This window comes from Actinokineospora sp. NBRC 105648, from assembly GCF_030269645.1.
Lineage (GTDB): Bacteria > Actinomycetota > Actinomycetes > Mycobacteriales > Pseudonocardiaceae > Actinokineospora.
The window spans coordinates 48,167-70,726 of record NZ_BSTR01000043.1 but is presented as its reverse complement, the minus strand read 5'-3'; the positions used below and the strand labels follow the sequence as shown (position 1 = coordinate 70,726).

16 protein-coding genes are annotated in these 22,560 nt (G+C 73.4%); 12 read left to right on the top strand and 4 right to left on the bottom strand.

The window, feature by feature from the left end:
* Nucleotides 1–65 precede the first annotated feature (65 nt).
* The 4 genes from QSK30_RS28580 to QSK30_RS28565 all read right to left on the bottom strand — a co-directional run bounded on the left by QSK30_RS28580 (nucleotide 66) and on the right by QSK30_RS28565 (nucleotide 5,528).
* Nucleotides 66–557, bottom strand: coding sequence for a transposase (locus tag QSK30_RS28580; RefSeq protein WP_285507484.1), 492 nt, complete (start codon nucleotides 555–557; stop codon nucleotides 66–68).
* 160 nt (nucleotides 558–717) lie between these two features.
* Nucleotides 718–3,117, bottom strand: coding sequence for a transglutaminase TgpA family protein (locus QSK30_RS28575; RefSeq protein WP_285507476.1), 2,400 nt, complete (start codon nucleotides 3,115–3,117; stop codon nucleotides 718–720).
* A complete protein-coding gene (locus QSK30_RS28570; RefSeq protein WP_285507474.1) occupies nucleotides 3,114–4,379 on the bottom strand; it encodes a DUF58 domain-containing protein in 1,266 nt (421 codons plus the stop codon). Before QSK30_RS28570 ends, QSK30_RS28575 begins: the two co-directional genes overlap by 4 nt.
* A 21-nt stretch (nucleotides 4,380–4,400) precedes the next feature.
* Complete coding sequence (locus QSK30_RS28565; RefSeq protein ID WP_285507473.1) at nucleotides 4,401–5,528, bottom strand: AAA family ATPase; 1,128 nt, start codon at nucleotides 5,526–5,528, stop codon at nucleotides 4,401–4,403.
* Between the two features lie 1,015 nt (nucleotides 5,529–6,543).
* On the opposite strand from QSK30_RS28565, the gene mraZ reads away from it, so the two are divergent.
* The 12 genes from mraZ to QSK30_RS28505 all read left to right on the top strand — a co-directional run bounded on the left by mraZ (nucleotide 6,544) and on the right by QSK30_RS28505 (nucleotide 22,536).
* The gene (mraZ, locus tag QSK30_RS28560) at nucleotides 6,544–6,975 is read left to right on the top strand and encodes a division/cell wall cluster transcriptional repressor MraZ (protein ID WP_285507471.1); all 432 of its coding nucleotides are present in this window, start codon (nucleotides 6,544–6,546) and stop codon (nucleotides 6,973–6,975) included.
* Nucleotides 6,976–7,129: 154 nt separating this feature from the next.
* Nucleotides 7,130–8,086 (top strand): 16S rRNA (cytosine(1402)-N(4))-methyltransferase RsmH, encoded by a 957-nt coding sequence (gene rsmH / locus QSK30_RS28555; protein WP_285507469.1) that lies wholly within the window; start codon nucleotides 7,130–7,132, stop codon nucleotides 8,084–8,086.
* Nucleotides 8,083–8,943, top strand: coding sequence for a cell division protein FtsL (gene ftsL, locus QSK30_RS28550; protein WP_285507468.1), 861 nt, complete (start codon nucleotides 8,083–8,085; stop codon nucleotides 8,941–8,943). Before rsmH ends, ftsL begins: the two co-directional genes overlap by 4 nt.
* Nucleotides 8,944–10,039: 1,096 nt before the next feature.
* Nucleotides 10,040–11,950: a peptidoglycan D,D-transpeptidase FtsI family protein gene (locus QSK30_RS28545; protein WP_285507467.1), complete on the top strand. Its 1,911-nt coding sequence runs from the start codon at nucleotides 10,040–10,042 to the stop codon at nucleotides 11,948–11,950.
* A gap of 267 nt (nucleotides 11,951–12,217) precedes the next feature.
* Nucleotides 12,218–13,795, top strand: coding sequence for a UDP-N-acetylmuramoyl-L-alanyl-D-glutamate--2,6-diaminopimelate ligase (locus tag QSK30_RS28540; protein ID WP_285507465.1), 1,578 nt, complete (start codon nucleotides 12,218–12,220; stop codon nucleotides 13,793–13,795).
* Nucleotides 13,792–15,255 carry a UDP-N-acetylmuramoyl-tripeptide--D-alanyl-D-alanine ligase gene (locus QSK30_RS28535; RefSeq protein WP_285507464.1) on the top strand — a complete coding sequence of 488 codons (1,464 nt, stop codon included), beginning with the start codon at nucleotides 13,792–13,794 and terminating at the stop codon, nucleotides 15,253–15,255. Before QSK30_RS28540 ends, QSK30_RS28535 begins: the two co-directional genes overlap by 4 nt.
* Nucleotides 15,252–16,337 carry a phospho-N-acetylmuramoyl-pentapeptide-transferase gene (gene mraY / locus QSK30_RS28530; protein ID WP_285507462.1) on the top strand — a complete coding sequence of 362 codons (1,086 nt, stop codon included), beginning with the start codon at nucleotides 15,252–15,254 and terminating at the stop codon, nucleotides 16,335–16,337. The genes QSK30_RS28535 and mraY overlap by 4 nt, the downstream gene beginning before the upstream one ends.
* Nucleotides 16,338–16,390: 53 nt before the next feature.
* Nucleotides 16,391–17,785, top strand: a complete 1,395-nt coding sequence (murD, locus tag QSK30_RS28525; RefSeq protein ID WP_285507482.1) for a UDP-N-acetylmuramoyl-L-alanine--D-glutamate ligase — start codon at nucleotides 16,391–16,393, stop codon at nucleotides 17,783–17,785.
* Nucleotides 17,785–19,263 (top strand): putative lipid II flippase FtsW, encoded by a 1,479-nt coding sequence (gene ftsW / locus QSK30_RS28520; RefSeq protein WP_285507460.1) that lies wholly within the window; start codon nucleotides 17,785–17,787, stop codon nucleotides 19,261–19,263. The genes murD and ftsW overlap by 1 nt, the downstream gene beginning before the upstream one ends.
* Nucleotides 19,260–20,390, top strand: a complete 1,131-nt coding sequence (gene murG / locus QSK30_RS28515; protein WP_285507459.1) for an undecaprenyldiphospho-muramoylpentapeptide beta-N-acetylglucosaminyltransferase — start codon at nucleotides 19,260–19,262, stop codon at nucleotides 20,388–20,390. Before ftsW ends, murG begins: the two co-directional genes overlap by 4 nt.
* Nucleotides 20,387–21,796 carry a UDP-N-acetylmuramate--L-alanine ligase gene (murC, locus tag QSK30_RS28510; RefSeq protein WP_285507457.1) on the top strand — a complete coding sequence of 470 codons (1,410 nt, stop codon included), beginning with the start codon at nucleotides 20,387–20,389 and terminating at the stop codon, nucleotides 21,794–21,796. The genes murG and murC overlap by 4 nt, the downstream gene beginning before the upstream one ends.
* The gene (locus tag QSK30_RS28505; RefSeq protein WP_285507454.1) at nucleotides 21,793–22,536 is read left to right on the top strand and encodes a cell division protein FtsQ/DivIB; all 744 of its coding nucleotides are present in this window, start codon (nucleotides 21,793–21,795) and stop codon (nucleotides 22,534–22,536) included. Before murC ends, QSK30_RS28505 begins: the two co-directional genes overlap by 4 nt.
* Nucleotides 22,537–22,560 lie beyond the last annotated feature (24 nt).

Below are 22,560 nucleotides of genomic sequence, written 5' to 3'. Positions count from 1 at the left end.
CAGCACCCGGTCCGGTCGTGTCCGGGGGCGACCGCCGCCGGGGCGGGGCACCCGGATTCCCTCGATCACCGCCACGAACCGCGGACTGTCACCCCGCTGCCCCGCGGTGAGCAGCAACGACAACGGCTTGCGCCCCTGCTCACAGGCCAGGTGCAGCTTGCTGGTCCACCCGCCCCGCGACCTGCCCAGGCCATGATCTCCCTGCTCGTCCCCACCTGCCGGGGTATCGGGTGGTTCGACCTGCAGATCCCCCTTTTCCTGGCCCCGGCGGCATGCTGGTGGGCGCGGGTGATCGTGGAATCCACGCTGATGTCCCACACGACCTGCCCGTCGGCGTCGGCACGGGCCTGCAACGCGGTCAGGATCACCTGCCACACACCGGCCCGCTGCCACCGACCGAACAACCCGTAGACCGTCTGCCACGGCCCATACTCGGGCGGGACATCCCGCCACGGGGCACCGACCCGGACCCGCCACCGGATCCCGTCGATCAACTGCCTTCTGCTCCACTTCGGTGGACGGCCCGGCTTGCGACCGACAGGCAACAACGGGAACACCACAGCCCACTGCGCGTCGGTCAGATCAGCCCGGCCCGTCGCCGCCACGCTGGCCACGAGGTCTCCGGTATTGGGGTTCGCTTGGTCGCTTACCCGTCTACCGGAGACCTCGCCACGTCCCGGACACCGACACACCCAAGATCCACATCTGAAACACGACCTAGTCGTCGTCCCGGGACGGGGGGCGTTTGCGGGGGCTGACCACCGAGCGGGGGAGCAGCCTGCCCTTCCAGTCCAGCGGTGACGTCCGGCGCATGCCCTGCACCACCTCGTCGAAGGCGCGGGCCAGGTCCGGGTCGTGGTCGGTCTGCCCGCCGTACCAGGAGCGCTCGACGGAGTTGACGACCGTGCGCAGCGCCTGCTTGCTGCCCTCGTCCAGGCTGTGCTCTTTGACCAGCCTGCGGGCCGCCGTGCGGACGGTGTCGGTGTCCGCGGTGTCGGCTCCCCGGTCCCAGGACTCGGCCATCAGCTCGGTCCAGGCGGCCGAGGCGGCCGTGGGGTCGTGCGCGGTGAGGGTGTGCCGCCGCCTGCGCCTGCGCAGGTCGCGGACCACCGCCGGGACCGCGGCGGCGACCAGGATCACCCAGAGCGCGCTGAGCCACCAGGACACCGTCGCGAGCAGGAAGAACACCGCCAGCGCGGCGGCCCCGGCGGCCGTGGGGCCCGCGAACCGGACCCGGGCGAACACCGCCAAGCCCGCCAGCAGCAGGGCCAGCAGGCCGAAGCCGAGCCCGGCCCACGCCCGCCAGGACCAGGACTCGTCGACCGAGCCCGGGACCGGGGCGTTGGCGGCCGGGTCCTGGGTGTCGAGCTTGTCCTCCTTGGGTGCGGCGGTGGTGCTGGCCGAGTTGGTCGGCAGCTTCTCCTCCGAGGCCCCGGTCGAGGGGTTGGTGCTCGGGTCGGTGCTGACGTAGGGCGGCTCGTAGCTGCGGCCGTCCGACAGCGGCGTCGGGTCGAAGGTGATCCAGCCCTGGTCGGGGAAGAAGATCTCCACCCACGCGTGCGCGTCCTGGGTGGTGATCGACCGGTAGTCCCCGCTCTGGAAGCCCGCCGTGTAGCCGATCGCGACGCGCGAGGGGATGCCCGCCGCCCGGGCCAGGATGGCCATCGCGGAGGCGAACTGCTCGCAGTAGCCCACCTTGGCGTTGAAGAGGAACTCCTTGAGGGCGTCCTCGTCGCTGGAGAGCCCGGTCTGCGTCTTGTACTGGAAGCCGTTGGTGGTGGCGAAGTACTTCTGCAGCGCCACCGTCTTGTCGAACATCGTCCGCTCGCCGGAGGTGAGCCGGGTGGCCAGCTGCACGACCTCCGGGTCGATCCCCTCCGCGTTGCGGTACACCGAGCTGATCTGGTCAAAGTCGGTGCCGGACTGCCGCAGCTCCTCGGCGCTGGGCTGGGAGAGGTCGGCCTCCTCGACGTAGCGGCCCAGCTTGCGGGCGGTGCGGGAGTAGACCATCCCGCCCTCGGAGTCGTAGAACATCCCCTCCGGGATGTCGCGCATCCGGCGCGGGGTGCCGTAGACCGGCGCCCACAGGTCCTTGGAGTTGACCGGCTCGATGTCGACCTGGGTGATCGTCCCGGCGCCGTCGTCGCCCGGCGGCGCGGGCAGCTCGCTGTCGGCCGGGACGTTGTTGGGCAGCGCGTCGGCGGCGACCCAGCCGCCGTTGCGGTCGTAGCGGGGCAGGGTCATCGCGCGCAGGTAGCGGCTCTCGTTGCCCAGGCCGCGGACGCGGAACAGCTCGACGTTCGCCCCCTGGTCGAGCATGCCGCGCAGCGCGGTGAACGGCTTGAGCGCGAGGCCGCCGCCACCGCCGCCCTCGCCGCCGGTGCCGGGCAGGCTGCCGACCGTGCCGACGCCGGTGGCCAGCCCGCCGGTGAGCAGGCCGAGCACCAGGGCCACCGAGACCATGATCACCGGTGAGCCCACCCCCGCGCCGCCGCCGGGCATCGCGGGCCGGTTGCGCCAGAGCCGGTGGCGGTGGGTGCCGTCGACGGCCAGCAGCACGGCGAACGACCCCGCGCCGAGCAGGAACGACCACCAGGGCAGCAGCTGGTCGGCCAGCGAGGCGGGCACCGCGTACACGCAGAGCAGCACCAACCCGCAGGCCGCGGGCGTGCCCGCGGCGACCGCCAGGGTGTCGACCAGCACCGCGACCGCGCCGATCGCGATCACGACCATGCAGAGCACAGGGGCGGTGGCGGGCACCGGTGGCACGCCCAACCGCACCGTCTCCACCGAGGCGTTGAGGACGTCACCGAGCTCGCCGAACGCCGTGGGGCCGGGGATGAAGCCGAGGATCCCGCTGTGCGTGAACAGCGCGATGACCAGGAACAACAGCGCGAGGAGCTGGGCCAGCCCGACCAGCAGGGTCGGCGCGCGCACCGCGCGCAGGCCGAGGCCGACGGCGGTCACCACGATGACCGCGATGCCCGCGTAACCGAGCCAGCGGGCCCCGTCGATCACCCCGGCCAGCGCGGTCGAGGCGCACAGCGTGGTCAGCGCGGCGACCACCGGGGTGACGGTGGTGGACCACTGCGCCTGCTCGGCGGTCTGCTCGCTCATGTCCCCGCTCCCGCGATCATGGTGTCGCCCCGCCGGGTGCCGGTGCGGCAGACCCCGCCCCAGACCTGGGTCATCGGGATGTCCGGTCGGGCGATGGTGACCCCCCACCCGGCGCCGCTGAGCAGCGCGGCCGCGGCCCGCGGGTCGACGTCGGGGCCGTCGCCCGGGCCCCACGCCGGGGTGTCGAGCAGGATGGCCAAGCTGCGGGTGCCGCGGGTCCGGTAGCGGATCAGCTGGCTGATCGACTCCGGGGTGGCGGCACCGAGGATGGCGATCAGCTCCTGGCCGTGGCCGGGGTCGGCCGGGCAGGAGATGTCGCGCTGGTGCACCGGCTGCAGCGCGGCGAGCGCGTCGAGCACCGCGTCGTCGCTGTGGCCGCCCGGGCCGGTGTCGTCGACCAGGATGCCGCCGGTCTCGGTGACCAGCCGGATCTGCTGGCCGTAGCGGTGCAGGTGCACGCACACGCTCGCGGCGAAGGAGACCGCCCACTCCAGGCTGGCGGTCGCACCCGTGCCGCGGTGGCCGTAGACCCGGCGGTCGAGCAGCACCGTGGTCCCGCCGCGCCAGGGGCTCTCCTCGACCCGCACCATCATCTCGTCGCGCTTGGCGGTGGAGCGCCAGTGGACCTTGCGCAGGTCGTCGCCCTGGCGGTAAGGGCGCACGACCGCGTCGTCCTCGCCCTGGCCCGCGTTGAGCCGGACCGAGCCGTCGTCACCGGAGCCGAGACCGGAGCCGCCCGGGACGTTGGACAGCGGCACCACCCTGGGCACCACGATCAGCCGCGAGGTGCCCGCCAGCTCGCGCTCGAACTCGGCCAGGCCGAACGGGTCGGTCACGGTGGCCTTGAGCGGGCCGAGCTGCTGGATGCCGCGCAGCATCGGCTGCACGGAGTAGCGCAGCTGGGTGCCGGTCAGCCGGGGGAGGTGCTCGATGAGGAACCTGGGCTTGCCGCCCAGGGCGTAGGGGACGCCGTCGGAGACGAGCAGGCCCACCGTGGGCAGCCTGCCGGTGCTGCGGACCGCGAGGGCGACCTCGGTGCGGCCGCCGACCTGCACCCGGGCGGGGGAGATGTGCCGCTGGGCGTGCAGACCCACCCGCGTCATCGCGGTGAGGACACAGACGAGGAGCGGTAGCGCTACCACGAAGACCGACACGCGCAGCAGGTCGCGCTCGTTGAGCACCACCGAGCACAGTGCCGCCGCCAGCCCCGCCGCGAGCAGGCACCGACCCCGTGTGGTCAGCCCCGACAGTGCTGCGCGCATCCCGCCTCCGTCCTGACTTCGCTAGCGCCCGCGGTTCCCGGTCCACTGCGCGCCCAGGTCGGGCGTGGCCTGGGGGACCGGCACCCGCTGGATCAGGCCGCGCACCAGCTCGGCCGGGGAGCGGCGGGAGGCCTGCGCCTCGGGGGTGAGCACCAGCCGGTGGGCCAGCACCGGGATGGCGACCACGTGCAGGTCGTCGGGCACCACGAAGTCGCGGCCGGACAGCGCGGCCTGCGCCCGCGCGGCGCGCACCAGGTGCAGCGTCGACCGGGGCGAGGCGCCGATCCGGATCTCGGAGAGCCTGCGGGTGGCCGAGACCAGCTCGACGGCGTACCGGCGCACCTCCTGGGCGATCTGCACCGACCGGACCGTCTCGATGAGACCGCGCACCTGCTCGGCGTCGGACACCGGGCGCAGCGTCTTGAACACGTCGTGCGCGGCGTGCTCGTCGACCATGGCCAGCTCGGCCTGCGGGTCCGGGTAGCCGATGGACACCCGCGCGGTGAAGCGGTCGCGCTGCGCCTCGGGGAGGGCGTAGGTGCCCTCCATCTCGATCGGGTTCTGGGTGGCGATGACCATGAACGGCGCGTGCAGCTCGTAGGTCTTGGCGTCCACCGTGACCTGGTGCTCCTCCATGCACTCCAGCAGCGCGGACTGCGTCTTGGGGGAGGCCCGGTTGATCTCGTCGCCGACCACGATGTTGGCGAACACCGGCCCGGGGCGGAACTCGAACTCGTTGGTCTGCCGGTTGAAGATGGAGACGCCGGTGACATCGCTGGGCAGCAGGTCCGGGGTGAACTGGATCCGGCTCACCGAGCAGTCGATGGACCGGGCCAGCGCCTTGGCCAGCGAGGTCTTGCCGACCCCCGGCACGTCCTCGACCAGCAGGTGGCCCTCGGCCAGCAGCGCGACCAGCGCGATCCGCACCACCTCGGGCTTGCCGACCAGGACCCGCTCGACGTTGGCGGCGATCCGCTGCGCGGTGGCGTGCAGCTCGTCGAGCCTGCCGACCGGCCGCTGCTGGACCGGGGCCTGCGCCTCGTGCGGGGTCCCCTGGTACGGGCCGGTCGGGCCCGGGTAGGGCTCGCCGCCCGGCTGCGCTCCGTAGGGACTGCCCGGAAGAGCTGCTGGCGGGGTACTCGACGTCACGCGACCTCCTGGTGTATCTCGGCGGCTGTCCGGCTCCCCTGGGCGCCACCCGATCAGGGCGCGGCCAGGATCGGCGCGCCTCGACATCGCCGACCACGTCCCGTGGCCGCGACAGCCTGCCATGGAGTGTGTCAAACGAGGGCGAAGTACCCAACGGTTCAACAAACTCGACAGCCCCGCCGCGGACCGGTGGCCGCCCACCGGTCGGCGGGTGTCGTCGGCACCCGCGAAAGGTGGCCAGCGCAGCCGATCTTGCCAGGATAGGCCGGTGGCGACGCGGGCGGCCGACGTTGTCCACAGTTGGGCGGTCGGGATCTGCGGAAACCGCCTGCAGCCGGTGTTCCGGCCTGCCGGACGCCGTACGACCCAGCGCGCTCGCCACCTCTCGCGGGCCCGGGGTCGGGTCCATCGGGGGTGGGTGAATCGGCCTGGTGTTCACCCGGGATTGCCGGGCCGGGACTGGTCGACCCGGACGGTCGCGTCGCCTTGAGCGTCTGCGGCCTCGAGTCCGCCGTGGGGCCCGGGGGCGTCGGCCCGGCGGTCGGCCGGGGATGGGTGGGCGCATCCACTGGGCTGTTCCCGTGGTGCCGGTGCTCCGACCGGCCGCGTGGGCGCCCGCCGGTCTCTCACTCTCCGTGCTCGTACGACGACGGGACGCGCGCCACTCGAACGGGTGAGTTCCGGCTCGGCCCCACCGTGCCCCACCGCCACCCCACCCGGCGCCCCACCGTCCCCCACCGGACGCTCTGACATGCGGTTCGCGGGCTGTGGACGCCCTGCGGAGGGCCGATTCCCGCCCCGCTGAGGGGGTGTGCGGCAACCCGGCCCGGTCACTCCCCCCACCGCCCCCCACTTCGGGCGCCCGGCCTCTAGCTGGGAAAACGTCCGCGGGCCCGCTCCGGAGGCCGCGCGATTCGCGTTGACTGTGGTGAAAAGTGGGGTACTGTGGCGCCAAGTGGGGCAGACGGGGGCCTCGCGGCCGATCCGTTCGGTTCGGCGGGGAGGTGGGTATCGGATGTTCCTCGGTACGCACACCCCCAAGCTCGACGACAAGGGGCGGCTGACACTGCCAGCCAAGTTCCGGGAAGCGCTCGCGGGTGGGTTGATGGTCACGAAGGGTCAGGATCACTGCCTCTACGTGTTCCCGCGCGCGGAGTTCGAGGACATGGCGCGCAAGGTCGCCGCCGCACCCCTGACGAACGAGGCGGTCCGCGCCTACCAGCGGTACCTGTTCGCCGGAACGGACGAGCAGCGGCCGGATGGGCAGGGGCGGATCGCGGTCGCACCGGAGCTGCGCAAGTACGCGGGGCTGACCAAGGACTGCGTGGTCATCGGGGCGATCACCAGGTTGGAGATCTGGGACGCCCAGGCGTGGCAGGCCTACCTGGACGAGCACGAGGACAGCTACTCGCAAGCGCGGGAGGAGGTCCTGCCCGGCGTGTTCTGAGCAGTGGGGAACAGCAGGGACGCGGGTGCCGTGAGGCCTCGGTCCGCTCGCTTTCGGCCTTGGCACACCTTCCCCGGTGCCAAGTCCGACGAGCGGGCGGGGACCTGGCGGCACCCGGCCCGAGCCGGGCGGTGTTCGAGAGGGGGTGGTGGTGATGGCGGAGCAGCCGCGGCATGAGCCGGTGTTGGTGGACCGCATCCTCGAGCTGTTCGACCCCGCGCTCGCCGACCGCCCCGCTGTGCTGGTGGACGCGACCCTCGGCCTCGGCGGCCACTCCGACGCGCTGCTCTCGGCGTACCCGCGGCTCACGCTGATCGGGCTCGACCGCGACCCCAACGCGCTGGCGCTCTCGCGCGAGCGGCTGGCCCGGCACGGCGACCGGGTGCACTTCGTGCACACCGTCTACGACGGACTCCCGGACGCGCTGTCCGACCTCGGACTGTCCCGAGTGGAGGGTGTGCTGTTCGACCTGGGCGTGTCGTCGATGCAGCTCGACGTGGCCGACCGCGGGTTCGCCTACTCGCGGGACTCTCCTTTGGACATGCGGATGGACCCCACCACCGGGCCGACCGCCGCCGACGTGCTCAACACCTACTCCGCGGGCGAACTGGCCCGCGTCCTGCGCGAGTACGGCGAGGAGCGCTTCGCGGCGCGGATCGCCAAGGCCGTGGTGGCCGAACGCGACCGCGAACCGTTCACCACCAGCGCCCGCTTGGTGGAGCTGCTCTACGACGCGGTGCCCGCCGCGAGCAGGCGCACCGGCGGCCACCCCGCCAAGCGCACCTTCCAGGCGCTGCGCATCGAGGTGAACGCCGAGCTCGACGTGCTCCGCCGGGCCATCCCGGCGGCCCTCGGCGCCCTCGCCGTCGGCGGCCGCATCGTCGTCGAGGCCTACCAGTCGCTGGAGGACCGGATCGTCAAGCGGGCGATCACGGAGCTCGCCAAGTCCACCACGCCCCCCGGCCTGCCGGTCGAGCTGCCCGGCCACGGTCCGCACCTGCGCCTGCTCACCAGGGGTGCTGAGGTCGCCGACGAGAAAGAGATCGAACACAACCCCCGCGCCCAGTCGGTCCGACTGCGAGCCGCGGAACGCATCCGGGAGGCATCATGACCGCGCCAGCGCGCAGCACCAACGCCACGCGCACCGGCCGCCGCGCACCGGAGCAGCCCCAGCGCCGCGCCCGCAAGCAGGCCCCGCCCACGGACACCACTGACGTCACCGGCGCGGTCGGCACCGTCGACGCCCCGGTCAAGCCGTCGCGGACGGAGCGCACCACCGGTCGCCCCCGCACGGCCGCGGCCGAGCGCGCCTACGCCCGCCGCGCCCAGCGCGAGGGCACCCGCTCGCACGTGACGCCGTCGACGACCACCGCCGACGACGCGGGCTCCGGCCGCGCCTCGTTCGTGGTGCTGGTGATCGCCCTGCTCGCCGTGGGGGTCGCCGCCACCCTGTGGCTCACCACGCAGGCCATCGCCGACTCCTTCAAGCTGGAGACCGCGAAGCAGGAGGCCACTGTCCTCGCCGAGCAGGCCGCGCAGCTGCAGCAGGAGGTCACGAAGCAGGAGGCCGCGCCCGCACTGGCCGAACGCGCCCGCGCCCTGGGCATGGTCCCGGCGGGCGACGCCCCCAGACTCGTGGTCAACCCGGACGGCTCGGTGACGGTGGTCGGCGAGCCCAAGCCCGCCACGGTCCCGCCCGCACCGGTGGACCCGGTGATCCTGCCGCCCGCAGCGGGCCAGCCCACAGCGGGCCAGCCCGTTGAAGGCGCTGCCGCTGCTGGAGTGCCCGCGGCAGGCACGCCCGCGGGCGCCGCACCGGCTGTTGGTGTTCCGGCTGCTGGGGCCCCCGCGGCTGAAGCACCGGCCGGTGCCGCTCCTGCTGGTGGGGCCGCGTCCGCTGGTGGCACGCCTGCTGGAGCGAGCTCGCCCAACGCCGCCACCCCACCGCCGGCGGGCGGAGGCGGCTGATGCCCCGCCTGTCCCGACGAGCGCCTGCCCGGCGTCCGGCCCCGTGCCGGCACTGGACAGGCGCTTCGCCGTCTGAGGGACGGGTCACGCACTGTCCCGGTACGACCACGCGTCGAACACGAGTCCGATCGACGCCCGACGGCCGACGCCTCGCCACGGCCGTGGACATGGGCGCCCACACCGGCTTTGTTCGTGGGTGCGCGGGTCGGGTGGCGCGCGCGGTTGTGGACCAGGCGCCGGGACCCGGCTGGACGCTGTCGGCTCGCGCCGGTGGTACGAGGGCCGGTTCGGCGGTGGTGGCCGGACGTGGCGTGATGTCGATGGGGCGTGGGTGGTCGGCGGGGTCCCCGTGGGCGAGGGCAGTGCCGCGGTCTGCGGCTGAGGGCGGGGTTGCGGGCTGCCTCAGTGGGACTGCTGTTCGCGCGAGGGTCGGTGTGGCGACTGTGGGTGGGACTCGGGGAGTAGTGGGTGTGATCGCTGCTCGAAGGCGGGTCGGGTCGGTGCCTGTCGCTGGGTGCCGTGGGGATTCCATCGGGATGGCTGTTCCGGCGGGGCTAGGTCGTGGGCGTACGGGGGCGGATGTGGTTGTCGGGATGGCGGCGGACGCGGGGGCAGGGCGCGGGTGGGTGTCGTTGGCTCGTGATCGGTGGGTGGGAGTGCGGGTAGCGGGGGTGTACGGGGCGCCGGTGGGTGTGGTCGGTGCGGGGGCACCGGAGAGGGACGGAGTCGGTCGGGTGGACGGCATGAGCGGGGGCGGGCAGTAGTGGTCCAGGAGAGGCGTGGGACTCCGGCGCACGGCAAGCGGGGTGGGCCAGGATCGGCCACGGGGCGTGGCGGGACGGCCAAGCGGGCCGTGGGGGATCCGCGGGAGGCTCCGCAGGCCAGGCGTCGCGCGGGACGGGGCGAGCAGGACGGCGTGCCGCCAGTGCGCCGTGGTGCCCCGGCGCGGGGTGAGCGGGATGGTGCGCCGCAGGCCAGGCGCGGCGCGGGGCGGGACGGGGTGCCGCAGGGGAAGCGAGGGGCAGCGACCCGGGCGAAGCCGGACGGTGTGTCGCACGAGAAGCGGACTGCCGCTCCTCGCGCCAAGCGGGCGGGGGTGCCGCAGGGGAAGCGCGCCGCGGCGCCGAAGGTCAAGCGCGAGGGGGCGGGCCCCGGTCGGGTGCGGCGGGTCAGCAAGCGGGCGACCGGGACGGACCACCGGGTCCGGGTCGTGGTGTCGCGGTTCCTGCTGATCGCCTCGTTGGTGGCGGCCGGGTTGAAGCTGGTGCAGGTGCAGGGGTTCGAGGCCGAGGCGCTCGCGGCCAGGGCCGAGCGGCAGCGGGTGACCAAGATCCCGATCCCCGCCTCCCGGGGGTCCATCGTGGACCGCAACGGCGTCAAGCTCGCCTTCAGCGTGGAGACGCGCGCCCTGGCCTACCGGCCCAACGCCCAGCGGGCCGAGATCGAGGCGTTCAACAAGACCAAGCCGGCCAAGCCGTTGTCCTTCGAGCAGGAGACGGCCGACCTGGCCAAGGCCCTGGTGCACGAGCTCGGCCCGCGGGTGTCCGAACAGGACATGCTGGCCAAGCTCCGGTCGGACGACACGTTCGTCTACCTCGACCAGGACGTGGAGCCCGCCAAGGCGCGCGAGCTCAAGCAGGCGTTCCCCGCGCTCAACGTCGAGTACCGGGCCAAGCGCGAGTACCCGGGTGGCTACCTGGCCTCCAACATCGTCGGCTTCGCGAACTGGCGCAAGGACGAGCCGGACCAGCAGAAGCACAACCTGCACGGCCTGGTCGGCCTGGAGATGCTGCGGGACAACGACCTCGCGGGCAACCCGGGCAGCCAGCAGGTCGAGACCTCCGAGGGCACCGACGTGGTGATCCCGGGCAGCGAGCGCGACGTGGTCGCGGCGGTGAACGGGTCTGACCTGGAGCTGACCATCGACGCGGACCTGCAGTACTTCGTGCAGCAGAAGGCGGCCGAGTACGGCAAGCGCAGCGGTGCCAAGAGCGTCAGCGTTGTGGTGATGGACGCCAAGACCGGCGAGGTCTACGCGCTGGCCAACGACAAGGCGTTCGACCCCACGGCCGGTGGCCTCGACCCGAAGGTCACCGCGGACCCGTCGGTGACCACGCCCTACGAGCCCGGTTCGGTCAACAAGGTCGTCACGGCCATGGCCGCGCTGGAGTACGGGGTGACCACACCGGACGCGGTGACCTCGGTGCCGGGCTCGATCAAGGTGGCCGACCGGGTGGTCGGTGACGCCTGGGACCACGGCAGGCTGAACCTGACGACCACCGGCATCTTCGCCAAGTCGTCCAACGTGGGCACCCTGATGCTGGCCGACCAGGTCGGGCCGGACCGGTACGCCGCCCTGCTGGAACGGCTCGGCATCGGCAAGCGCACCGGCGTCGGGCTGCCCGGCGAGAGCCCGGGCAGGCTGCTGCCGCAGAGCCAGTGGTCGGGCAGCACCTTCGGCAACCTGCCGATCGGCCAGGGCCTGTCGATGACCGTGCTGCAGATGGCCGGGATGTACCAGGCCGTGGCCAACGACGGCGTGCGGGTGCCGCCGCGGATCATCAAGGCCAAGGTCGCCCCGGACGGCGCCGAGGTCGCGGAGCCGCGCCCGGAGGGCGTGCGCGTGGTGAGCCCCGAGACCGCCCGCGCGACGCGCGACATGCTGCGCGCCGTGACGCAGAAGGCGCCCAACCAGAACAGCGGCACGGCGCCCGCCGCCGCGGTGCCGGGCTACCAGATCTCGGGCAAGACCGGCACGGCGCAGCAGTTCGACGCCGCGATCGGCCGCTACAGCGACTCGAAGTACTGGATCACCTTCGCCGGGATCGTGCCCGCCGACAACCCCAGGTTCGTGGTGGGCATGGTCTACGACACCCCGGTGTACTCCACTCCGGACGGTCACTCGGCCGCGCCGTTCTTCCACGACGTGGCCACCTTCCTGACCCAGCGGTACAACATCCCGCTCTCGCGGGAGCAGACGCCGATCGTGCCGCTGGTCAAGCCATGACCGTCGCATGAGGACGGTGCCGGGCGGCGGGTCCGGCCGGGGGTCGGGCCCGCCGCAGGCGCAGGGGTTCGGGGTGCTGAACACGTGTTCGACTCTACCGGTCAAATCGACGTTCTGGCCTGCGAAAACAGCTATCACCCGGTCGTGCACGGTGCTTCCTGCGATCGGGTGGCGGCCGATACTGTCCGCGCCCTACCGCATGGGGTGCGGCTCGCGCTATCGAGGGCCCGCGCGGTCGCCCTGCGTGCGCAGGTAGCCTTCCGCGTCGTGCCCGCCAAGCTCGAAGGCAAGGCTGTCACAGCGCCGCCTCGCCCCACCCGGACCCAGCCCGTCCCGCTCGCGACGCTCGCCGCGCGCGCCGAGGCCGGGCTCTCGACGCCACGGGGCAGTGCCACCTCGGGGACCCCGGTGTCCGATGTGGCCGTCACGGGCGCGACGCTGCGCGCACAGCATGTCCTCCCAGGAGACCTCTTCGCCGCCCTGCCCGGTGCCCGGGCGCACGGTGCGGACTTCACCACCCAGGCCGCCGAGGCAGGCGCCGTGGCCGTCCTCACCGACGCCGCGGGCGCCCAGCGACCCGCCGTGCTCGCCGCGGGCCTGCCCGTGCTGGTGCACCCGGACCCGCGGGCCGCGCTCGGTCCCGTCGCCGCCTGGATCTACGGCGAGCCCTCGCTGGCGCTGTCAGTCCTCGGGGTGACGGGGACCTCGGGCAAGACCACGACCAGTTACATGGTCGAGTCCGGGTTGGCCGCCGCGGGCCGCACCACCGGTCTCATCGGCACCGTCGAGACCCGCATCGCGGGCGCCCGGATCGCCAGCGCGTTCACCACCCCCGAGGCCCCGGACCTGCAGGCGCTGCTCGCGGTGATGCTCGAGCGCGGCGTGACGCACGTGCCGATGGAGGTCTCCAGCCACGCGCTGCGGCTGGGCCGGGTGGCGGGCACCCGGTTCGCGGTCGGCGCGTTCACCAACCTCTCCCAGGACCACCTGGACTTCCACCCGGACATGGAGGACTACTTCCAGGCCAAGTCGCTGCTGTTCGACGGCCGGTCCGCCGCCGAGGTGGTCTGCGTCGACGGCGAGTGGGGCCGCCGCCTGGTCACCCCGGACACCGTCACCGTGGCCACCACCGGCCCGGCCGGGTGGACCGCCTCGGACGTGCGGGTCTCGCTCAGCGGCGAGCAGTCGTTCGTGATCCACACCCCGGACGGCCGCGTGCTGCCCGCGACGCTGCCGATGCCGGGCACCTTCAACATCGCCAACGCGCTGGTCGCCGCGGCGGTCCTGGACGCGACGGACGTGCCGGTCGAGGCGATCGTGGCCGGCCTGGCCGCGGTGCAGGTCCCCGGCCGGATGGAGCGGGTGGCGCTGGGCCAGGACTTCACCGCCGTCGTGGACTACTCGCACAAGCCCGAGGCGGTGGCCGTGGCGCTGGACGCCATGCGCGCGCGGACCGACGGCAAGGTGATCGCCGTCCTCGGCTGCGGTGGCGACCGCGACACCGCCAAGCGACCGCTGATGGGCGCGGCGGCGGCGCGGCGCAGCGACCTGCTGGTCGTCACCGACGACAATCCGCGCAGCGAGGACCCGGCCGCGATCCGGGCCGCCATGCGCGCCGGGGCCGAGGGGGTCCCGCGGGCCGAGCGAGGCGAGGTGATCGACATCGGGGACCGCAGGCAGGCCATCGCGACGGCGGTGGCGCGCGCGACCGCGGGCGACGTCGTCGTCATCGCGGGCAAGGGACACGAGAGCGGCCAGGAGGTCGCCGGGGTCGTCCACCCGTTCTCCGACCGCGACGAACTGGAGGCGGCCATCCGCGAACGACTGGGCCCGGTGACCGGATGATCCGGCTGACCCTGAGCGAGATCGCCGCCGCCGTCGGCGGCACCCTGCACCACGCCGACCCCGACACCGCGGTCACCGGCGGCGTCGAGTTCGACTCCCGGCAGCTGACCGAGGGCGGCCTGTTCGTCGCCCTGCCCGGCGACAAGGTGGACGGCCACGACTTCGCCGCGAAGGCCGTCGAGGCGGGCGCCGTCGCGGTCCTCGCCGCGCGGCCGGTCGACGCCCCCGCGGTGATCGTGCCGCCGGTCGCCGAGGCGCACTCCCGTTCGGTCGCGCTCACCGGCGACAAGGACGGCTCGGGAGCCGCCGTGCTGGCCGGGTTCGCCGCGCTCGCGCGCCTGGTCGCCGACCGGCTCACCGAGGCGGGTCTCACCGTCGTCGGGATCACCGGCTCGTCCGGCAAGACCTCCACCAAGGACCTGATCGCCCAGCTCCTGGCCCCGATGGGCCCCACCGTGGCGCCGCCGGGCTCGTTCAACAACGAGCTGGGCCACCCCTGGACGGTGCTGCGCGCCGACGAGCACACCCGCCACCTCGTGCTGGAGCTGTCCGCGCGCGGACCCGGCCACATCGCGGCGCTGTGCGACACCGCGCCGCCGCGGATCGGCGCGGTCCTCAACGTGGGCACCGCCCACCTCGGCGAGTTCGGCACCCGCGAGGACATCGCCCGCACCAAGGGCGAGCTCGTCGAGAAGCTGCCCGCCGACGGGGTGGCGGTCCTGAACGCCGACGACCCGCTGGTGGCCGCGATGGCCGAGCGGACCGGGGCCCGGGTGGTGCTGGTCGGCGAGGCCGAGGCGGCCCACGTGCGCGCTGTCGGGATCACCCTCGACGAGCAGGCCCGTGCGAGCTTCCGGCTGGTCACCGCGGGCGGTGAAGCCGACGTGGCGCTCGGGCTGCACGGTGCGCACCACGTCGGCAACGCTCTTACCGCCGCGGCGATCGCGCTCGAGTTGGGCGCGACAGTGCAAGAGGTGGCGGACAGGCTTTCTGACGCGCAGCGTGTTTCCGCTCGTCGGATGGAGGTGACCACGCGTGCCGACGGCGTCACGGTGGTCAACGACTCGTTCAACGCGAACCCCGAGTCGATGCGCGCCGCGCTCAAGACGTTGGCCACGATGGCCCGCGCAGGCAACCGGCGCCGGTCCTGGGCCGTCCTCGGGGTGATGGGCGAGCTGGGCGAGGAGTCGGTGCGGGGGCACGACGAGATCGGCAGGCTCGCCGTTCGACTGGACATCAACCGCTTGGTGGTGGTGGGCGACCAGGCCCGGGCCATGCACCAGGGGGCGAGCCTCGAGGGCTCGTGGGGAGAGGAGTCGGTGCTCGTGCCGGACGTCGATGCCGCGGTGGCGCTGTTGCGCGCCGAACTGGCACCCGGTGACGTTGTGCTCGTGAAGGCGTCCAAGGCCGCCGCCCTGTGGCGGGTGGCCGACGCGCTGCTGGTGGAGGACGCCCGGTGAAGAGCATCCTGATCGCCGCGGCGATCGCCATGGTCGTCGCGATCCTGCTGACGCCGTACCTGATCCGGGTCTTCTCCCGGCAGGGCTTCGGGCAGGAGATCCGCGAAGAGGGCCCGGAGGGCCACAAGAGCAAGCGCGGCACCCCGACCATGGGCGGCGTGGCGATCATCATCGCCATGTGGGCCGGGTACGGCGTCTCGCACATCGTCAACGCCATGTCCGCGCGCGGCGACTCGCCGACCGCGTCCGGGCTGCTGGTGCTGATGCTGGCCACCGGGCTGGGCCTGGTCGGCTTCCTGGACGACTTCATCAAGATCCGCAAGCAGCGCAACCTGGGGCTGAACAAGACCGCGAAGCTGGTCGGCCAGCTTGTGGTGGCGATCGCCTTCGCCGTGCTGGCGCTGCGCTTCCCCGACGAGCGGCAGCTGACCCCGGCCTCGGACAACCTGTCCTTCGTCCGCGACATCACCATCGTCTCCTTCGGCGGCATCGGCTTCATCGTCTTCTGCTACCTGGCGGTCTCGGCCTGGTCGAACGCGGTGAACTTCACCGACGGCCTCGACGGCCTCGCGGGCGGCTCGTCGGCGATGGTGCTGGGCACCTACGTGGTCATCTCGTTCTGGCAGTTCAGCCACGACTGCTCGCGGGTCCGCGAGGCGGCCTGCTTCGACGTGCGCGACCCGCTGGACCTGGCGATCGTGGCCGCGGCGGCGATGGGCGCCTGCATCGGCTTCCTGTGGTGGAACGCCGCGCCCGCGAAGATCTTCATGGGCGACACCGGCTCGCTCGCGCTCGGCGGTCTGGTGGCCGGGCTGTCCATGGCCACCCGCACCGAGCTGCTGATGATCGTGATCAGCGGCCTGTTCGTGGTCGAGATGGTCTCGGTGGTGCTGCAGATCGCGATCTTCCGCACCACCCGCCGACGGCTGTTCCGGATGGCCCCGTTCCACCACCACTTCGAGCTCGCCGGGTGGGCGGAAACCACGGTCATCATCCGGTTCTGGCTGCTCGCGGGGGTCTGCGCGATGTTCGGCCTGGGCCTGTTCTACGCCGACTGGCTCTCGGCGGGCGGCGGCGTGTGACCGAGCGGTACCGGGTGACCGAGCAGTACGGCGTGACCGAGCGGTACGACGGGCTGGTCGCCGGTCTTCGCGTGCTCGTGGCGGGGGCCGGGGTCACCGGCCGCTCGGTGGGGGCGGCGCTGCTCGACATGGGCGCCGCCGCGGTCACCATCACCGACGGGAACGCCGAGCGGCTGGCCGAGCTGGCCGACCTCGGCGCCGAGCTGGTCCCCGGGTTGACCACGCCCCCCGAGGGCACCGACCTGGTCGTGACCAGCCCGGGCTGGCGGCCGAGCAGCCCGCTGCTGGTGGCGGCCGCGGCGGCGGGTATCGAGGTCATCGGCGAGGTCGAGCTGGCCTGGCGGATGGGGGAGCGGCTGCCCACCCGGCCGACCTGGCTGGTGGTCACCGGCACGAACGGCAAGACCACCACCGTCGGCATGCTCGAGGCCATCCTGGAGGCGGCCGGCGCGAACGCGGTGGCCTGCGGCAACGTCGGGCTCACCGTGGTCGACGCGATCCGCTCCGGGCACGACGTGCTGGCCGTCGAGCTGTCGAGCTTCCAGCTGCACTGGCAGTCCTCGCTGCGCGCGGACGCCGCGGTGGTGCTCAACGTCGCCGAGGACCACCTCGACTGGCACGGCACCATCGAGGAGTACGCGCGGGCCAAGGGCCGCGCGTACGCGGGCGCCCGCACGGTCGTGCACAACACCGGTGACGAGTGGTCCGGCAAGCTCGCCGCCGAACACGCGGGCACCCGGGTCGGCTTCGGGCTCGGCGTGCCGCGCCCCGGCGAGCTCGGCGTGGTGGAGGACCTGCTGGTCGACCGCGCCTTCGTCACCGACCCGGCGCACGCGGCCGAGGAACTGGCCACCCTGTCCGACGTCCGGCCTGCGGGCCCGCACAACGTCGCCAACGCCTTGGCCGCCGCGGCCTTGGCGCGCGCGCACGGGGTGCCGCCGGAGGCCGTGCTCGCGGGGTTGCGCGCGTTCCAGCCGGGGGCGCACCGCGCGGTCCCGGTGGGCGAGTTCGGCGGGGTGCGCTACGTCGACGACTCCAAGGCGACCAACCCGCACGCGGCGGCGGGCTCGCTGCGCGCGTTCGAGTCGGTGGTGTGGATCGCGGGCGGACAGCTCAAGGGGGCCACCGTCGATGATCTTGTGCGGGAGGTCGGCGGCAGGCTGCGCGGTGTCGTCGTGCTGGGCGCCGACGCCCCGGTGTTCGGCGCGTCGCTGGCGCGACACGCCCCCGATGTCCCCGTCGAGCGGGTGGCGCCGGGAGACGATGACCCCATGATCGAAGCGGTTCGCGCGGCAGGCGCCATGGCACGTCCGGGTGACGTCGTGCTGCTCGCGCCCGCCGCCGCCTCCCTGGACATGTACCGCAGCTACGCCCACCGCGGCGAGGTCTTCACCGAGGCCGTGCTGCGGTTGGCGCGCGAGGACGACGGCGCCCCCGGGGCGCTGTGATGGCCGCGACCGACACCGCCGCGCGCCCGCGCCGGGCCGTGCGCGCGCTGGGCAGGCTGCACGCCGTCCGGATCGCGCTGACCGCGTGGCTGGGCAGGCCGCTGGCCTCGTTCCACCTGGTGCTGGCGGTCTTCGGCCTGCTCACCGTGCTCGGTCTGGTGATGGTGCTCTCCGCCTCCCCGGTGGCCTCGCTGAACACCCCGGGCTCCGGGCTCTACACGATCTTCAAGAAGCAGCTGCTCTACGTGCTGGTCGGCTCGGTGCTGTTCTGGCTCGCGCTGCGCGTGCCGCTGCCGCGCATCCGCCAGTTCAGCCCCACCGCGATGGTGATCGGCGTGCTGCTGCTGGTGGCCGTGCTGACCCCGCTGGGCGCCCGGCTCAACGGCACGCAGAGCTGGTTCAAGTTCGGCCCGTTCTCCTTCCAGCCGGTCGAGGTCTGCAAGCTGGCGCTGGCGCTGTGGGGCGCGCACGTGCTGGTGGTCAAGCGGACCGTGCTGCACAAGTACCGGCACCTGCTGGTCCCCGTGGTGCCGGTGGCGCTGCTGATGTTCGCGCTGGTGATGCTGCAGCCCGACCTCGGTGGCACGGTCACCCTGGGCGTGGTGCTGATCGCCCTGCTGTGGTTCGCGGGCGCCCCGCTGCGGCTCTTCGGCGCGCTCGCCGCGGGCGGGCTAGCGGGTGTGGCCCTCTTGGCCGTCGGTACCGCTTACCGGCTCGACCGCGTGGTGAGCTTCCTCAGCCCGGACGAAGACCTCAGCGGTAAGAGCTACCAGGCAGTGCAAGCGCAGTTGGCGCTGGCCGACGGCGGTCTGTTCGGACGTGGGCTCGGGCAGGGGCCGTCCAAGTTCAACTTCCTGCCGAACGTGCACAACGACTTCATCTTCGCGCTGATCGGTGACGAGCTGGGCTTCCTGGGTTGCGGGCTGGTGCTCGGGCTCTTCGCCATGCTCGCGGTGGTGGGCATGCGGATCGCCACCCGCAACATCGACCCGTGGATCCGGATGGTCGCCGCGACGCTGACCGTGTGGCTGGTGGCCCAGGCGGCGATCAACATCGGCTACGTGGTCGGGTTGCTGCCGGTCACCGGCATCACGCTGCCGCTGATCTCCTCCGGTGGCACCTCGGTGGTGGTGACCATGCTGGTGTTCGGCATCCTGGCCAACTGCGCGCGGCACGAGCCCGAGGCGGTCTCGGCGCTACGCTCACAGGGACCGGGCCGCTTCGGCAAGTTCATGCGGCTGCCCGCGCCGGACCCCTACCAGCCGCCGAAGAAGCGCAAGCCCGCGCGGCCGTCCGCCCCACCGCGGGGCGCCGACCGGCCGACCGGGCTGTCGCAGCGGCGGGGCGCGCCGCCCGCGGAGCACCGCGGCCGCGCGCCGGAGCGCAACGGATACGGACGGGCGGGTGGCGGTGCGCCCCTGGCCCGGCAGAAGGCAAGCCGCGGGAACCCGCGGACCGCTAAAGGAGGACGTCGTTGACCGTTGGTCCCACTGGTGGGAGTCAGCCGACCCGCAAGGGCCCGTGCGTGGTGATCGCGGGGGGTGGCACGGCCGGGCACATCGAGCCCGCGCTGGCGCTGGCCGACGCGGTCATGCGGTTGCGCCCGGACGCCCGCGTGGTCGCGCTGGGGACCGAGCGCGGCCTGGAGAAGACCATCGTGCCCGCTCGCGGGTACCCGTTGGAGATGATCCCGCCGGTCCCCATGCCCAGGAAGCCGAACGTCGACCTGCTCAAGCTGCCGCTCAAGGTGCGCGCGGCGGTCAAGACCACCCGTGAGGTGCTCGACCGGGTCGGCGCGGACGTGGTGGTCGGCTTCGGCGGCTACGTCGCGCTGCCCGCCTACCTCGCCGCCCGCGGCCGGGTGCCGATCGTGGTGCACGACTCGAACGCCAAGGTCGGCCTGGCCAACAAGGTCGGTGCCCGGTTCGCCGAGCGGGTCGCGGTCGCGGTGGCCGACTCGGGCCTGCCGGACGCCGAGGTGATCGGCATCCCGCTGCGCGAGTCGATCATCAACCTGGACCGGGCCGCGCTGCGGGCGCAGGCGCGGCAGTTCTTCGGGCTGCACCCGACCGCGCCGACGCTGCTTGTCTTCGGCGGGTCGCAGGGTGCCCGCTCGATCAACAACGCCGTCTCCGGCGCCGCGCGCGCGCTGGCCGACGCGGGCATCGGCGTGCTGCACGCGCACGGACCCAAGAACACCCTTGCGGTGCAAGAGGTTCCGGGTGCGCCCGCTTACGTCGCGGTGCCCTACTTGGAGCGCATGGACCTCGCGTACGCCGCCGCGGACGCCGCACTGTGCCGCTGCGGCGCGATGACGGTCGCGGAGGTGTCGGCGGTAGGACTGCCCGCCGTGTACGTCCCCCTCCCGCACGGCAACGGTGAGCAGGCTCTTAACGCTCGTCCGGTTGTCACCAACGGTGGCGCGTTCCTGGTCGACGACGCGGACCTGACGCCTGCCAAGGTCGCCGAGCTGGTCGTGCCGATGCTCTCCGACCGGGCGCGGCTGGCCTCGATGAGCGCCTCGGCCCAGGGCACCGGCCACCGCGAGGCGGCCGACGTGCTGGCCCGCATGGTGCTCGAGGCCGCCGCCAAGGGCCGCTCGTGACCGGCCCGCTGGAGCGGGCCCACCTGGTCGGCATCGGCGGGGCGGGGATGAGCGGCATCGCCCGCATCCTGCTCGCCCGCGGGCACGCGGTGTCCGGTTCCGACGCCAAGGAGACCCGCGCCTTCCTGACCCTGCGCGCCCAGGGCGCGCTGATCACGGTCGGGCAGGCGGCGGGGAACCTGGACCTGCTGCCCGGCGGGCCGACCGCGGTGGTCGTCTCCACCGCGATCAAGGAGTCCAACCCGGAGCTGGCCGAGGCGCGCAGGCGCGGGCTGACCGTGCTGCACCGCTCGCAGGCGCTGGCCGAGCTGATGGCCGACCACCGGGTCGCCTGCATCGCGGGCACGCACGGCAAGACCTCGACCACCTCGATGCTCACCGTGGCGCTGCAGCACTGCAGGCTCGACCCGTCGTTCGCCATCGGCGGCGACCTCAACGAGTCCGGGGCCAACGCCCACCACGGCTCGGGCGGGATCTTCGTCGCCGAGGCCGACGAGAGCGACGGCTCGTTCCTGGTGTTCGCGCCGTCGGTCGCGGTGGTCACCAACGTCGAGGCCGACCACCTCGACCACCACGGCACGGTCGAGGCGTACGTGTCGGTGTTCGACGCCTTCCTCGACCGGATCACCGCCGACGGGGTGCTGATCGCCTGCGCCGACGACCCGGGGTCGGCCGCGCTGGCCGACCGGGCCGCCGCCAAGGGCATCCGGGTCCGCCGCTACGGCCGCCAGGCCACCGGCGCCGACGACGCCACGCTGGTGGACTACCGGCCCGCCGACGGCGGGGGACTGGCCAGGGTCGCCATCGGCGGCCAAGAGGTCGAGCTCGGTGTCGCGGTGCCCGGCGAGCACATGGCGGGCAACGCGCTCGCCGCGCTGCTGGCCGGTCTGGAGCTGGGCGCGCCGCTGGCCGAGCTGGGCGAGGGCATCGCCGCGTTCGGCGGGGTCCGCAGGCGGTTCGAGTACAAGGGCACCGCCGCAGGCGTCCGGGTCTACGACGACTACGCCCACCACCCCACCGAGGTGGACGCGCAGCTGCGCGCGGTGCGGCCCGCCGCCGCGGGTGGCCGGGTCCTGGTGGTGTTCCAGCCGCACATGTACTCGCGCACTGAGACCTTCTCGGCCGAGTTCGGCGCGGCGCTCGCGCTGGCCGACGAGGTCGTGGTGCTCGACGTGTTCGGCGCCCGCGAGGAGCCCCGGCCCGGCGTGAGCGGCGCGCTCGTCGCCGAGGCGGTGCCGCTGCCCGCGGAACGGGTGCACTACGAGCCCGCGTTCGACCGGGTGCCCGCGCTGGTGGCCGACCTGGCCGCCGAGGGCGACCTGGTGCTCACCATGGGCGCGGGCGACGTCACCATGCTCGGCCCCGAGGTGCTGGCCGAGCTGGAGCGGCGGACGGCGGCGCGATGACCAGCACCGTCCCCGGCCGGGCGGGGCAGCGACCGCGGCGCGGGCCGCGGTCCACCGAGCGGGCCGTGCGCAAGAGGCGCACGCACCGCCGGTACCTCGTCCGCCGGTGGACGGTGCTCGGCTCGGTCTTGGCCGTGCTCGCGTTGGCGTACTCCATCTTCTTCACCTCCCTCTTGGGAGTGCGCGGCGTAGATGTCTTGGGTGTCAAGGAGCTGTCGGCCGACGACGTCCGCGCCGCGGCCGCGATCGAGCCGGGTACTCCGCTGGTGCGGCTGGACACCGACGAGATCGCCCAGCGGGTGCGCACGCTGCCCAGGGTCGGCTCGGTCGAGGTGCGCCGGTCCTACCCGGGCACGGTGGAGATCGCGATCTCCGAGCGCACCCCGGTCGCCGTGGTCGTGAGCCCCGACGGTGCCCACCTGCTCGACGCGGCAGGGGTCGACTACGGCGTGATCCCGGCTGCGCCACCCGGCCTGCCGCGGCTCACCGCCAAGGACGCCGCCGCCTCGACGGCCGCGGTGAGCGTGCTCGCCGGGATCCCGGCCCAGCTCACCGGGCAGGTCACCGCGGTGGCGGCCAACGGGACCAGCGACATCCGGCTGACCCTGGCCGACGGGCGCGTGGTCAAGTGGGGCGACGCGCGGGACACCGAGCGCAAGTCCGCGGTGCTGGGCCCGCTGCTGACCCGCCCGGGCAAGACCTACGACGTGGCCGCGCCGGACTTCCCGACGGTGTCCTGACCACCGTCCCGTGTGGACGGTGCG

What these genes read in the sequence shown, in the direction of transcription:
- QSK30_RS28575 (WP_285507476.1), bottom strand. Translation starts at nt 3,117, where the DNA reads ATGAGCGAGCAGACCGCCGAGCAGGCGCAGTGGTCCACCACCGTCACC.
- QSK30_RS28570 (WP_285507474.1), bottom strand. Translation starts at nt 4,379, where the DNA reads ATGCGCGCAGCACTGTCGGGGCTGACCACACGGGGTCGGTGCCTGCTC.
- mraZ (WP_285507471.1), top strand. Translation starts at nt 6,544, where the DNA reads ATGTTCCTCGGTACGCACACCCCCAAGCTCGACGACAAGGGGCGGCTG.
- rsmH (WP_285507469.1), top strand. Translation starts at nt 7,130, where the DNA reads ATGGCGGAGCAGCCGCGGCATGAGCCGGTGTTGGTGGACCGCATCCTC.
- ftsL (WP_285507468.1), top strand. Translation starts at nt 8,083, where the DNA reads ATGACCGCGCCAGCGCGCAGCACCAACGCCACGCGCACCGGCCGCCGC.
- QSK30_RS28535 (WP_285507464.1), top strand. Translation starts at nt 13,792, where the DNA reads ATGATCCGGCTGACCCTGAGCGAGATCGCCGCCGCCGTCGGCGGCACC.
- ftsW (WP_285507460.1), top strand. Translation starts at nt 17,785, where the DNA reads ATGGCCGCGACCGACACCGCCGCGCGCCCGCGCCGGGCCGTGCGCGCG.
- QSK30_RS28505 (WP_285507454.1), top strand. Translation starts at nt 21,793, where the DNA reads ATGACCAGCACCGTCCCCGGCCGGGCGGGGCAGCGACCGCGGCGCGGG.